14 protein-coding genes are annotated in these 14,353 nt (G+C 31.5%); 11 read left to right on the forward strand and 3 right to left on the reverse strand.

What is annotated here, in order from left to right; all coding sequences use genetic code 11:
* Position 1: 1 nt before the first annotated feature.
* From Q0945_RS13145 to Q0945_RS13155, 3 genes are read right to left on the reverse strand one after another with little or no spacing between them, the layout of a single operon-like run.
* Positions 2–1,000, reverse strand: coding sequence for a glycoside hydrolase (locus Q0945_RS13145; RefSeq protein ID WP_299435312.1), 999 nt, complete (start codon positions 998–1,000; stop codon positions 2–4).
* A gap of 42 nt (positions 1,001–1,042) precedes the next feature.
* Complete coding sequence (locus Q0945_RS13150) at positions 1,043–1,951, reverse strand: hypothetical protein (RefSeq protein WP_299435314.1); 909 nt, start codon at positions 1,949–1,951, stop codon at positions 1,043–1,045.
* Between the two features lie 22 nt (positions 1,952–1,973).
* Complete coding sequence (locus Q0945_RS13155) at positions 1,974–2,687, reverse strand: DUF547 domain-containing protein (RefSeq protein ID WP_299435315.1); 714 nt, start codon at positions 2,685–2,687, stop codon at positions 1,974–1,976.
* Positions 2,688–2,956: 269 nt separating this feature from the next.
* On the opposite strand from Q0945_RS13155, the gene Q0945_RS13160 reads away from it, so the two are divergent.
* From Q0945_RS13160 to argC, 11 genes are all read left to right on the forward strand, one after another.
* Positions 2,957–4,315 (forward strand): FAD/NAD(P)-binding oxidoreductase, encoded by a 1,359-nt coding sequence (locus Q0945_RS13160; RefSeq protein ID WP_299435317.1) that lies wholly within the window; start codon positions 2,957–2,959, stop codon positions 4,313–4,315.
* Between the two features lie 2 nt (positions 4,316–4,317).
* Entirely contained in the window at positions 4,318–5,907 is a 1,590-nt protein-coding gene (locus tag Q0945_RS13165; protein WP_299435341.1) for a 4Fe-4S binding protein, read from the forward strand.
* A gap of 1 nt (position 5,908) precedes the next feature.
* Positions 5,909–6,394, forward strand: coding sequence for a hypothetical protein (locus Q0945_RS13170; RefSeq protein WP_299435319.1), 486 nt, complete (start codon positions 5,909–5,911; stop codon positions 6,392–6,394).
* Positions 6,394–7,083: a glycosyltransferase family 2 protein gene (locus tag Q0945_RS13175; protein ID WP_299435321.1), complete on the forward strand. Its 690-nt coding sequence runs from the start codon at positions 6,394–6,396 to the stop codon at positions 7,081–7,083. Before Q0945_RS13170 ends, Q0945_RS13175 begins: the two co-directional genes overlap by 1 nt.
* Before the next feature lies 1 nt (position 7,084).
* Positions 7,085–8,569 (forward strand): cellulose synthase family protein, encoded by a 1,485-nt coding sequence (locus tag Q0945_RS13180; RefSeq protein ID WP_299435323.1) that lies wholly within the window; start codon positions 7,085–7,087, stop codon positions 8,567–8,569.
* A 47-nt stretch (positions 8,570–8,616) separates the two neighbouring features.
* The gene (locus tag Q0945_RS13185) at positions 8,617–9,222 is read left to right on the forward strand and encodes an alpha-ketoglutarate-dependent dioxygenase AlkB (RefSeq protein WP_299435325.1); all 606 of its coding nucleotides are present in this window, start codon (positions 8,617–8,619) and stop codon (positions 9,220–9,222) included.
* Between the two features lie 14 nt (positions 9,223–9,236).
* Positions 9,237–9,686, forward strand: a complete 450-nt coding sequence (locus Q0945_RS13190) for a DUF3291 domain-containing protein (protein WP_299435327.1) — start codon at positions 9,237–9,239, stop codon at positions 9,684–9,686.
* A 275-nt stretch (positions 9,687–9,961) separates the two neighbouring features.
* Entirely contained in the window at positions 9,962–11,104 is a 1,143-nt protein-coding gene (locus Q0945_RS13195; RefSeq protein ID WP_366136423.1) for a mannosyltransferase, read from the forward strand.
* A 379-nt stretch (positions 11,105–11,483) separates the two neighbouring features.
* Positions 11,484–12,077, forward strand: a complete 594-nt coding sequence (locus tag Q0945_RS13200; RefSeq protein WP_299435331.1) for a GNAT family N-acetyltransferase — start codon at positions 11,484–11,486, stop codon at positions 12,075–12,077.
* A 35-nt stretch (positions 12,078–12,112) separates the two neighbouring features.
* Positions 12,113–13,303: an argininosuccinate synthase domain-containing protein gene (locus tag Q0945_RS13205; protein ID WP_299435333.1), complete on the forward strand. Its 1,191-nt coding sequence runs from the start codon at positions 12,113–12,115 to the stop codon at positions 13,301–13,303.
* Positions 13,296–14,270, forward strand: a complete 975-nt coding sequence (gene argC, locus Q0945_RS13210; protein WP_299435335.1) for an N-acetyl-gamma-glutamyl-phosphate reductase — start codon at positions 13,296–13,298, stop codon at positions 14,268–14,270. Before Q0945_RS13205 ends, argC begins: the two co-directional genes overlap by 8 nt.
* The last annotated feature ends 83 nt before the right edge of the window (positions 14,271–14,353 follow it).

The raw sequence follows: 14,353 nt of genomic DNA on the forward strand, positions 1-14,353 counted from the left end.
TTTAATTATTCTTATAAAAACTCTTTATTATTTTATCGGCTGGTTTGTTTTGGGGTGTAAACCTATTATCCTTTTCTCCTCCACTACTTTCATGGTCTATAAACCATTTCCAAACGTACCCGCCTGCAAACCATTTTTCTTCCCAAAACTCACTAAATATAACCTCTATAGCATTGGCTTGTGCTTTTAAATTAACAGCCTCATTAGTACGGTCTACTGTCCATGGTTTTTTAGCATTATAATCCACACTTCTATACCCATACTCCGTAAAAATTATAGGCTTATTATTTTCTTTAGAAATAACCCTCATTTTGCTTTTCCAAGGTTGCCACCCTTCTTTCAATTCTTCAACAGATGGAGTTTTGGATTCTGACAATGGAAAATATGCATCTATTCCTATAAAATCTAATTCTTTCCAAAAAGGAACTTTGGGGTATTCATCCCAATTAGCAGCATAGGTTAATTTCCCTTTGTAAATGCTTCTAATTTTTATAATTAACTGCTTCCAATATTCTGGTCTGTTAACAACAAATTGCTCTAACTCTGTACCTATACATAGTAAATCTGTTTTACTTTCTTGAGCCAACTTAGCATACGTAATTATAAATTTCTCATAAGATTTTTCTAAAGCAAACCAATCTTCTTCTGTTTTCATTTTTAAGGTTCCTGTAAATTCGCCTCGCCAAATCCAAATTTGTGGCTTTAGCATTACATTAATCTTATTCTTATGTAAAAGCTCTATATATTGCTTTGCCCCTTTTTTTGTTTCTCCAAACCATTGTCTATCGGTATTAAAAATAATTTCAGGAGAATTTATATCTCTAATAAAACCAAATGGCATTATTGCAGCATGATTTGCATTAACATTTAAAACATTACTTACATGTTCTTGTGTTACCCGCTCTCTAGAAGCTACAAAACTAACTCCGTTAATTTTTATGTTTTTTTGACTGGCACAAGAAAATTGCAACAATAAAAAAAGGAGTCCTAATTTTTTCATTTAAAGTAATTAAGACTCCTAAAATACAGTAATTATTTTTCTCTATAAGATAACTCTAAGTCCTAAATTAAAAGTTTGTCCTAAACCTGTATTATTTCCTCTTAAAAAATTTGTATACAAAGCTTCTAAGTTTAAAGCATTTGTTAACTGGTACTTAACACCACCACCTACAGCTGTAAAATCTTGTGTAAAATTATTTCCTAAATCTATGCGCTGTGAGTGTTGCACTAATGCCAAAACTGTAAATTTAGAGCTTGGAAAATAACTTAAAAACACTCCTGGTGTAAGGTTCAAACTATTGTTTGCAAAACTTTCTTCTTTATCTCCAAAATTTAACTCGGAGTTTAACTCTGTAAATAACTGCCATTTATCTCCAGGAAATGTATAATCATAAAAAAATCTATTTTGCCAAGTATATCCTTTTTGATCTAGAAAAACTCCATTTTCGGTTTCATTATCTACTAGAGGAATAAAGAAGGAACTTTGAATACTAAAATTACTAACCGATTTAAAAGGCACAAATTTTACAGATGGCGCTATAGAAGTTAATCCAGAGCGGGCTGTAGTATCTTCTCCATCAAATTTAAAAACATCTAACGCACCTCTATCCCCTATAACATTAGAACGGAATTCAAAAATTGCTCCAACATTCCATCTTTTATTCTCACCAACTCCCGTATACGCCTCTAAAGTAGATGTAAAAAAACTTTGTCTTGGTTCTTTTCCATCAGAAAAAGTACTTTTTGTTTGCGTATATAAATTATTGAACCATTTAATATCTACCTGTCCCTTTCCTATTAATTTAGATGGTGTGTATTGTTGAATATTACTTTTTTCTTGTTCTGGTTCAGAAGACATCATTTTTTTATCTTCCATTTCTTCTTGAGCAAAACTTACACTAGTTGCTAAAAGAACTGCTGATGCAACTATATATTTTTTTATTGATTTCATTATATTTTTTTTAGGTTGTTTTTTATTTCAAATCATTTAACGTCCAGTCATAAGGATAATAAGACACCTTAGCTTTCATTGGTAATTTTTCTTTTTTGTATGTATTAATATATTCTACTAAGGATCCATTTTTAGTAAAATCTCCTTTATACCACTCAAATATTTGAGAAATTTTTACTTTGTTTTTATTTACCTGTATAAACTTAGTATCATTTAATGCTGCAACTGTTTGCACCTGTAATTGTTTCTCTAAAGTGCTTGGCTTATAAGCAGTGTTTATTATTGGTGGGCAGCCTAAACCTGCGCAAACAAGAACAAAATGAAAACGAGGTTCGTTTGGAAAATTACCTCTCAATAGTTTATTTTCAATATCATTAAGCGTAATATTTTTACCTCCTATATTATGTTTTATCTTATCAAAAAAACCTGCTTTGTTTAATGGCGATTTAATAGGGTAGTTATCTACTATACTCTTAATTACAGTTAAATTATAACCGTTTATCCAAAAGGCTTGATATTCTTTGGCATTACTCTTTTCTACTTTTATTTCTTGAGCCAACTGCAATATAGCATCTAATTCTGCAGTATTTTCTTTAATATTAGAGTATGCAACTTTACCATTTTTAACGTGCTTACCAAGAAAAGCGTCTGCTTTATTAATAAATTCTCCTGTACTTTGAGCAATGCCAATTGGCCCTATAAACCCAAGTAATATTAGTATCACTATTTTTTTCATAATTATATTTTTAATTGTTTAATTTTTTGAAAGAAAATTTTTATAAATAATATCGATAAACTATAAAACGAATTGTATTATTTACGTTTTAAATACAATTCACATATGCTATGTCGTGTATATTTTAAAAACTTAACAAAGCATTTTTTTTTCTTTCTGATGCCAAAGGAACTTCAAAAGTATCACACAGTTATCACGAAAAAAAAATTAAAAATTTAATTAAGTTTTTATAATTAACTTCGACCTAAACCTAATAACTAATTAAATTTATGGAACATATAGTCATTATAGGTAACGGTATTTCTGGTATAACAGCTGCTCGCCATATTCGAAAATTATCTGATAAGAAAATTACTATTATATCTGCAGAGACAGATTATTTTTTCTCTAGAACTGCTCTTATGTATGTGTATATGGGTCACATGAAATTTGAACATACGCAGCCGTATGAAAATTGGTTTTGGAAAAAGAATAGGATAGATTTAGTGAAAGGATATGTAAAGACTATAGACCACAAAAACAATATCCTCAAAATAGAAAACAGTACTGATATTGTTTACGACAAATTAATTATAGCTACTGGTTCTAAACCTAACAAATTTGGGTGGCCAGGGCAAAATTTAGGGGGTGTCCAAGGCTTATATTCTAAACAAGATTTAGATACTTTAGAAAAAAATGCTCCTAATAAAGAGGTATGTAAAAGAGCTGTTATTGTTGGTGGCGGTTTAATTGGGATAGAAATGGCCGAAATGCTGCGCAGTAGAGATATTCCTGTTACATTTTTGGTTCGTGAAAGTAGTTTTTGGAACGGAGTACTTCCGAATGGAGAATCACAAATGATAAATGAGCACATACTAGAACACCATATAGATTTACGCTTAGAAACTAATTTAGTTGAAATTTTGGCAGATGAAAATGGTAATGCTAAAGCTATTGTAACAGACAAAGGAGATACAATAGAGTGTTCTGTAGTTGGTTTAACAGCTGGTGTTTCTCCTAACATTAATTTCCTTAAAGATTCTGGTATAGAACTGGGTCGTGGTGTTAAAGTTAATAGGCTATTAGAAACTAACATTCCTAATATTTATGCCATTGGAGATTGTGCAGAACAGCACCAAGCAATTGGTAACCGTAGACCTATAGAAGCTGTTTGGTACACCGGAAGAATGATGGGAGAAACTCTTGCGCAGACTATATGTGGTAATCCTACAGAATACAAGCCTGGACACTGGTTTAACTCTGCCAAATTTTTAGACTTAGAATACCAAACTTACGGCTGGGTATTTAGCGAACGAAGTAAAAGTGAAGAAGAAAAACACTTTCATTGGAGGCATGCGAAAGAGAAAATTTGTGTAACCATTGCTTATCATAAAGATACCAAAGCATTTTTAGGAATAAACACTTTTGGAATTCGTATGCGCCATAACATTTTTGACCGTTGGCTAACCGAAAACAAAAGTATAGAATACGTTTTAGAGTATCTTAAAGATGCCCATTTTGACCCAGAATTTTATGCCCATTATGAAAAAGAAATACTGGCAAAATACAATCAAGAAAACGGAACAAACATAACTCCAAAGAAAAAAAGTTGGAAAAGAATTTTCGCAACGTCTAAAGCAAGAGCATAATGATGAAAACAATACAAAATATAGGGATAACCATCTTTTTAGTAGGATTCGGGATTTTTGCCGCCCTCCCTTTTTTAGGCAATTTTAAACTTGATGAAAAAAACTTTGAGGTATTAATTACGGATCAAGGCATTAAAAGTGAAATTTTTATACAAAATCTTAAAAGCAAAATTGTTGGTAAAGATTTTTCAGGAATAACTTCGCTAGCCCCAATAGTAGAAACTACTATTAATGATGCTAACACGGTACATTCAAAAAACAAAGAATGGGGTAAAAAAGTATATGCGGGAAGTGATGATTTTGCAACTGCTATCCGGAAAAAATCTGGCTACGGATTTATACCAGAAAATAAAGGGTTAATGTGGTTCTTAACCTTTGGCTTAGGTATTATTGGAGCTCTCATGTTTATTCTTCCGCAAGTAGTTACCTTAGGAAAAAAAGGGATTAAAAACGACCATATATATCACCAAAGTTCTACTAATAAAGGATGGATTGCTTGGTTGGTATTTATATTCCTGGTAAGTTTTTACCTTGTCTTATACTTTAAATCAGAGTATGCCGTAAACTGGACGTATTTGGTAGACCCAATAAGCCAGTTCTTAAGCGGAAATTTAGCTGGGCACTGGTTTGTTTATGGCTTTATGTATTGTGTGGTTATGACCGTTATGGCAATTCGTATGTACATAAAATACCGTCATAATATGTACCAAATAGTAAGAACAACATCGGTTTTGTTCTTTCAAATTGTATTTGCTTTTTTAATACCTGAAATCATGGTAAGGTTACAATTGTCTTACTCCAAAGGCTACGATTTTAAAAATGCATTCCCATTAGATTATGACTTCTTTTTCAGTTGGAACTTAAAAGAGCTTATTTCAAGCGGTGGTTTAGGTTTATTTATTCTTGTTTGGGGAATTTTACTAACTGTAGTTATTGTTCCTGTAATGGTATACTTTTTTGGAAAAAGATGGTACTGCTCATGGGTTTGTGGTTGTGGCGGACTAGCAGAAACTCTAGGAGACCCATACCGCCAACACTCCAGTAAATCTTTATTTTCATGGAAAGTAGAGCGTTGGTTAATTCATGGTGTATTACTTTTTGCATTAGTTATGACCGGATTTACATTATATGGCTTTTTTGCAGAAACCGGAACTGTACTAGGTATTAAAGTTCAAAGTATAATGAATACCTACAGCTTTTTAATAGGAGCTATCTTTGCTGGTGTAATTGGAACCGGTTTTTACCCTATTTTTGGAAATAGAGTTTGGTGCAGATTTGGTTGCCCATTAGCTGCCTATTTAGGTTTTGTACAACGCTTTAAATCGCGTTTTAGAATAACAACCAATGGTGGTCAATGTATTTCTTGCGGTAATTGTTCTACCTATTGTGAACAAGGTATAGATGTTAGAGCTTACGCTCAAAAAGGAGAAAACATTGTGCGTTCTAGTTGCGTAGGTTGTGGTGTATGTTCCGCTGTATGTCCAAGAGGTGTGTTAAAACTAGAAAACGGACCAGAAGAAGGACGTATTAACCCTACCGAAGTATTATTAGGGAATGATGTAGATTTAATGGAATTAGTTAATAAAAAATAAAATGATTTTTAAAATACCCATGATGGCTATTCTTTGCCTTTTTCTTAATCTAAAAGAAAAAGAATACGCTACTTATCATAAGGAATTTTATAAAACAGGAAAAATAAAGTCTGAAGGTTGGCTTAAAAACAATATAAAAACAGGATATTGGAAATTTTATCATGAAAATAGTGTAGTTTCTGAACAGGGACATTATTATAATGGCAAAAAAGAAGACTACTGGTATTTTTATAACAAACATAATGTTCGTATTAAAGAAGGAAATTATAAAAACGGACAAATGATTAAATGGTGGCTTTTTTATAATTCTAAAGGAGCTATTGTGCATAAGTGCCAGCTTACTAATGGTGTAAAAAATGGTTACTGCTTAAAGTATAAGAACAAAAAAATAACCGCTGCCGTAAGATACTCCAATGGTAAAAGAATAAAAGAGTGGACTAGCTTTTCTAGTTTTAAAAAAGAAAATAAATTATCTGATTTGTATTAATGGCCAATGTAAAAGTTATTATCCCTGCTTTTAATGAAGCAGATTCTATTGCACATGTAATAAAAGAAATACCATCTTTAGTCTCTGAAGTTATTGTTGTTAACAATAATTCTACAGACAATACCGTAGAAAATGCTAAAAATGCTGGAGCTACGGTTTTAACAGAAACCAAAATGGGATACGGTTATGCTTGTTTAGCAGGCATGAATTATGTTAGCAAACAACTCAACAAACCAGATATAATTGTATTTATAGATGGTGATTATTCTGATTACCCAGAAGAACTCACTAAAATAATACAACCAATTATAGATAAAAAAGTAAATTTTGTAATAGGTGCCAGAGTAAAAGAATTAAGAGAAGATGGTAGCATGACACCGCAGCAAATCTTTGGTAATTGGCTAGCAACCAGTTTAATGAAGTTGTTTTTTAGGGCAACATTTACAGACTTAGGGCCGTTTAGAGCAATAGAGTACCATACATTGTTATCTTTAAACATGGAAGATAAAACCTATGGTTGGACCGTAGAAATGCAATTAAAAGCTCTAAAAAAGAAAATAGCATATATCGAAGTACCAGTGCGTTACAAAAAAAGAATTGGTATCTCAAAAGTGTCTGGAACAGTAAAAGGTAGTATATTTGCGGGCATAAAAATATTAGGTTGGATATTTAAATATAGCATCAAATAAAATGGGACTAACTATTGCTTACATCATTATTGGTATTTACAGCATTGCGTTATTGCTGATATTCTTCTATAGTTTAGCTCAGCTTAACCTATTAGTAAATTATTTAGGCTATAAAAGGAGAAACCAAACCGCTCCAAAATATAACCTTTTAGACCCAAAAGAAATTCCGTTTGTTACCATACAACTTCCTGTTTATAATGAGGAATATGTAATGGATAGATTGTTAGAAAATATTGCTAAGTTAGAATATCCTAAAAGTAAATTAGAAATTCAGGTTTTAGATGACTCTACGGACGAGTCTGTTCATGACACTGCAAAGCATATAAAAAAACTACAAGCTAGTGGTTTAGACATAAAACACATAAGAAGAGAAAATAGAAAAGGTTTTAAAGCAGGTGCTTTAAAAGAAGGTTTAGAAATTGCAAAAGGAGAGTTTATTGCAATTTTTGATGCCGATTTTTTACCAGATTCAGACTGGTTAAAAAAGACGGTCATCTATTTTAAAGACCAAGAAATTGGTGTTGTGCAAACGCGTTGGGGTCATATAAACAGAAACTACTCTACCTTAACGCGTATACAAGCTTTTGCTTTAGATGCTCACTTTACGTTAGAACAAGTTGGGCGTAATGCCAAAGGACACTTTATTAACTTTAATGGTACTGCTGGTATTTGGCGTAAAGAATGTATTCTAGATGCTGGTAACTGGGAAGGAGACACCTTAACCGAAGATTTAGATTTAAGCTATAGAGCGCAATTAAAAAACTGGAAGTTTAAATATTTAGAAGATGTAGAAACTCCTGCAGAATTACCTGTAGTTATTAGTGCTGCTCGTTCCCAACAATTTAGATGGAACAAAGGTGGAGCAGAAAATTTCAGAAAAACTGTTACAAGTGTTATTTCTTCTAAAAACATACCTTTTAAAACTAAATTTCATGGCGTAATGCATTTGCTTAATAGCTCTATGTTTTTATGCGTTTTTATAGTTGCTTTACTAAGTATTCCTATGCTGTATATTAAAAACAGTTATGGTCACTTAGGTTGGGTTTTTGAAGTTACAAGTTTCTTTATTGTAAGTACTATAATTCTATTTATCTGCTATTGGTTTACCTATAAAAGTATTCAAGGCAGTAGTTTTGATAATTTTATAGATTATATAAAACTATTTTTCACCTTTTTCTCTATAGCATTAGGGTTCTCTTTACATAATTCTATTGCTGTTTTAGAAGGCCACATGGGTAAAAGAAGTGAGTTTGTACGTACTCCAAAGTTTAACCTTAATAATATTACAGATAGTTGGAAAGGCAATAAATACCTAACCAAAAAACTTTCTCCGAACATGATATTAGAAGCAGCCCTTATGTTATACTTCCTTTTTGGAATGTATAGTGCTGTACCGTTAAATGATTTTGGTCTTTTCCCTTTTCATTTTATGCTATTTCTAGGTTTTGGATACGTGTTTTTTAAATCGCTTACCGCTAGAGCATAATTTAAAATAGTGCTCTTATTTTAATATCTTGTATATCTTTATACAAGATGGATTTATTTAATACAGAAGAAACACCAAACATTTTACCTTTTGATGGCGAAGTACTTTATTATGGTACTATTTTAGACCTTTCTAAATGTCTATATTATTATGACATTCTTTTAAATACCATAGAATGGAAACCAGATGAAGCTATAATTTTTGGAAAACAAATTTTTACAAAACGTAAAGTGGCTTGGTATGCCGAAAAATCATTTGAATACACCTATTCTAACAACACAAAAATTTCCATCCCTTGGACAAAAGAACTTTTAGAGCTAAAAAATCTTGTTGAAAATAAGACTGGAGAAACCTATAATTCTTGCTTATTAAACCTTTACCATAGTGGAGAAGAAGGTATGGCATGGCACAGCGATGGAGAAAAAGATTTAAAGAAAAATGGCACCATAGCATCTCTTAGTTTTGGAGCCGAAAGAAAATTCCTTTTTAAACATAAAGAAACCAAACAAAAAATTAGTATTGTCCTAGAAAAAGGCAGCTTATTAGCAATGAAAGGAACAACCCAAAAAAATTGGTTACACAGATTACCTCCAACAAAAAAAGTATTTACCCCTAGAATTAATTTAACTTTTAGAACTATTAAAGCTTCTTAAAACAATACTATAGAATGAAATATCAATTAGCAGAAATAAATGTTGCAAGAATTAAAGGAGTAACTATAGAGGACCCTATAATGAAAGAGTTTGTAGACAATTTAGACACTATAAATACCCTTGCAGAAAATAGTGCCGGTTTTATTTGGCGATTAAAAGATGATTCTAATAATGCCACTAACCTAAACCCTTTTAATGATGTTCAAATTATTATAAACATTTCTGTCTGGGAAAATGTAGAGGCTTTAGGTAATTATGTTTATAAAACAGTACACAGTGATTTTTTAAGAAGACGCAAAGAGTGGTTTAAAAATTATGGTAATGTAAGTACTGCAATGTGGTGGATTCCAGAAGGAAAATATCCTTCTGTGGAAGAAGCAGTAGAAAAGCTTGCCGAGCTTCAAAAAAATGGAGCAAGTACTAGTGTTTTTAATTTTAAAAATACATTTCCAAAACCTAATTAAAAAAACAATCTGTATTATTGGTTATTCGTATATTGCAGTAAACCAACTTACGTATGTGGAGGCAACTAACTTCCCATTGGAAACTACATAAATATTCTATATTACTTGTCCTAGCAAGCATTGCTTTATATGCATTGTTTGCTTACAACTTGCAAAGAGAAAATTTTATAAAACTTCTTACGCTCTGTATTGCATTATTTTTTCTCTGTTATAAAATTATACAATTCCAAAAATGGAATTTTAAATTTCTATTAGGTGTCGGTATTCTTTTTAGATTGGTATTTCTCTTTGCTGAACCTAATTTATCCCAAGATTTTTATCGCTTTATATGGGACGGAGAGCTACTAAATAATTTTAAGAATCCATATTTATACCTTCCTAAGGTACTTATAGAGCAAAAAGATTTACCAATTGCAAATGCGCAAGAACTCTATAATGGCATGGGAGATTTAAGTCCTAAATTTTATAGCAACTACCCCCCTTTAAATCAACTTATATTTGCTTTAGCTTCTTTACTCGGTGGTAAAACAATATTAGGTTCTATAACTATAATGAGAATTAGTATTATTCTTGCAGATATTGGTATTGTTTATTTTGGACGTAAACTTTTAAAAAACCTTAACCGCTCGCCACATCTAATATTTTGGTATTTTTTAAACCCGTTAGTACTTATAGAACTTACTGGTAATTTACATTTTGAAGGTGTAATGCTCTTTTTCTTTATCTGGTCATTATACTTATTATCTATAGACAAGTGGAAAACTAGTGCCGTAGTGTATGCACTTTCCATACTAACAAAATTAGTTCCTCTACTTTTTTTACCACTTTTCTTAACACATTTTAAATTAAAAAAAAGTGTTTCGTTTTACACCATAGTTGGCATTACTACAACTATTCTTTTAGCACCTTTTTATTCTTCAGAATTTATAGCAAACTATTCAGAAACTGTTGGTCTTTGGTTCTCTAATTTTGAGTTTAATGCCAGCATCTATAATATTATAAAACATACTGCAATTTCATTTTTTGATGCTAAACCCTGGGAACTTATTAAAGCGTATGGAAAAATAACCCCCATTATAACCATTAGTATAGTACTGCTTTTTACATTTTTAAGAGATAATAAGAATTTAAACACCCTTATTTCTTCCATGTTATTTATATTAACCATCTATTATTTTATCTCTACAACCGTGCATCCTTGGTATATTATCTTTTTAACCCTTTTAACCCTTTTTACAAATTACAAATACGCAGTAGTCTGGTCTTCAGCAGTAATTTTAAGCTATTGGGCATATGGTCAACCAGATTTTAAGGAGAATTTATGGTTTCTTTTCATTGAATATAGTTCTGTTTTTGCAATAATCCTTTACGAATTAATAACACAACGTAACAAAAAGCGCCTTTTTTGTAAAAATTAAACAGTTCGTATTGTTATTTCAGTATAATTTGTACATTTGGTGTCTAATGAAAACAAAAGCACATACATATACAAACATCTGGACAACTGTTCCAGCATGTTCTTTTGTTCCCACTCGCCGCCGCCCGTAGGGGTGCGTTATATTTATGGAAATAGGTGAGTCCATTTCCCTTCTCAAAACAATAGATTATTTATTTTTAGTAATGCAAGTGCCTAATATAAATTGCACTTACAAATAGAAACATTGATAAAATAATGCGTGCTATATAAATCTCAAAATAAATACATCAAATAATTTTATAAAAAACATTAAAATAATTCGTTAAGGATTCTACTAAAATTTAATTATCACAAATCGTAAGTTCTTAACACCTATTACAATGGAAAAAGCAATAAAAAAAGACTTTAAACAAGCCATTTCTCATGCCAACACCTATTGTTTGCAGCAAGGCTTAGAAGTTGTATTTACTTATGAAATTTCTCAGGAATTAATTAATACTATTTCGGAAAGATCACAGGCAACTCCCACACTTTACTTTGCTAGTAAAGAAATGATACAACAAAGACTTAAAAATGGGTGTTATTTACTAATAAAAGACGAAGAAATTTGCGGTCATATTTTTGCGCATAGGCATGAGGTTCGTAACCATTATGTGTACGAACGTTCTTCATTATGGGTACATCCGGAACATAGAAATAATCATTTAGGCTTGTTACTAATGAATAATTTAACGCAAAAGCACCAAGAAAATTTTCTTATTTCCATTGCACAAGAACCTACTGTACACCGTAATAATGAATTATTAGGAATGAAACATATTACTTTAGCAGAAATATCTCCTGAATTAATAGAAACATTGGAAGAAATTGGGAAGTTAAGAGATGAATACAAGTATAAATATTATGTTAATCCTTATTTTAAAAGAAAATTAGAACAGTTTAAAAAAATTATTAATAGGCATAACAAAAGTTAACAAAATTGCTTTTTAAGTAAAAATAAATAATACAAATGAAAAAATTAGTTTTAGCATATAGTGGAGGTTTAGATACATCATATTGTGCAAAATATTTATCAAAAGACAAAGGATTTGAAGTACATGCTGTAAGTGTAAATACAGGTGGTTTTTCTAAAGAAGAAATTGCTACTATTAATTCTAAAGCTATAGATTTAGGAGCTACTAGTTATACATCTTTAGATGCCGTACAAACCTTCTATGATAAGGTAGTTAAATATTTAATTTTTGGAAATGTATTAAAAAACAATACGTACCCTCTTTCTGTTAGCGCGGAGCGTATTGTCCAAGCCATTGAGATTGTAAATTATGCTAAAAAAATTGGTGCAAATTATATAGCGCACGGTAGTACTGGAGCTGGTAATGATCAGGTTAGATTTGATATGATTTTTCAAATTATTGCTCCAGAAATAGAAATTATTACGCCAATTAGAGACAATAAACTATCTAGGGAAGCAGAAATAAAATATCTAAAAGAAAACGGTGTAGACTATTCTTGGGAAAAAGCAAAATACTCTATAAACAGAGGTCTTTGGGGAACATCTGTTGGTGGTGAAGAAACGCTAACTTCTGAAAAAGCATTGCCAGATAACGCATACCCTAGTCAGTTACAAGAAAAAGAACCTACAGATGTAAAACTAACTTTTGAAAAAGGAGAATTAGTTGCAATTGATGGTGCTAAAGATAACCCAGTTGCTAATATAGAAAAGCTAGAAGCTATGGCTTCTAAGTATGCTATTGGAAGAGACATACATGTTGGAGACACCATTATTGGCACAAAAGGTAGAGTTGGTTTTGAAGCTGCCGCTGCATTAATTATAATAAAAGCACACCATTTACTAGAGAAACATACGTTAAGCAAATGGCAACAATACCAAAAAGAACAGCAAGGCAACTTCTACGGAATGTTATTACATGAAGGCAATTATTTAGATGAAGTAATGCGAAATATTGAAGCTTTCCTTACAGATACGCAAAAGAATGTTTCTGGGGATGTTTTCTTAAGCCTTTACCCTTTCCAGTTTAGATTAAACGGAATAGCTTCTAAACACGATTTAATGACCGATGCTTTTGGTAAATATGGGGAAGTAAATAAAGGTTGGACAGCAGATGATGCTAAAGGTTTTATTAAAATACTTTCTAACTCTGGTAAAATTTATAACCACGTAAATCAAGAAAATGATTAAAGTAGGAATTATTGGTGGTTCTGGTTATACTGGTGGAGAACTCATTAGAATTTTATTAAACCACCCGCAAGCAGAAATAGATTTTGTGTATAGTACCACAAGAGCTGGTAAAAAAATTACCAGTGCTCATGGCGATTTATTGGGTGTTACCGATTTGGCCTTTACAGGCGATGTAAATCTAAATGCAGATTTAGTGTTCCTTTGTTTAGGACATGGTAATTCTACCAAGTTTTTAAATGCGCATGCGTTTTCTAAAGATACCAAGATTATAGATTTAAGTAATGATTTTAGATTAAATGCAGATGAGACTTTAAACGACAGAACTTTTGTTTATGGACTTCCAGAATTAAGAAAATCGGAAATTCAGAAAGCAAAAAATATTGCTAACCCAGGTTGTTTTGCAACTGCAATACAACTAGCATTATTACCACTAGCAAAAGAAAACAAACTAAGTAAAGATGTACATATAAACGCTGTTACCGGTAGTACAGGTGCAGGCGTAAGCCCATCGGCAACATCGCATTTTAGCTGGAGAAATAATAATGTGTCTTGGTATAAACCTTTTACGCATCAGCATTTAGGAGAAATAGGAGAAAGCCTAGCGAGTTTACAAGAAAATGTAGGCGAACTTTTTTTTCTTCCAAATAGAGGGAACTTTACAAGAGGAATTTTAGCAACGGTTTATACTAAATATGATGGCGATTTAGAAAGTGCCAAAGTTATTTTTAGTAATTTTTATAAAGATGCACTTTTTACGCAAATTTCTGAAGAGCCTATAAACTTAAAGCAAGTTGTAAATACCAATCAATGTCATATTCATTTACATAAACATGGCAATACTTTATTGGTTACTTCTGCCATAGACAACCTTTTAAAAGGAGCATCTGGCCAAGCAGTACAGAACATGAATTTAATGTTTGGGTTTAATGAAAACGAAGGTCTAAATTTAAAGGCTGGGGTATTCTAAATGAGTAATGAGTAATGAGTAATGAGTAATGAGTAATGAGTAATGAGTAATGAGTAATGAGTAATGAGTAATGAGTAATGAGT

It is taken from the genome of uncultured Maribacter sp., assembly GCF_947500405.1.
GTDB lineage: Bacteria > Bacteroidota > Bacteroidia > Flavobacteriales > Flavobacteriaceae > Maribacter_B.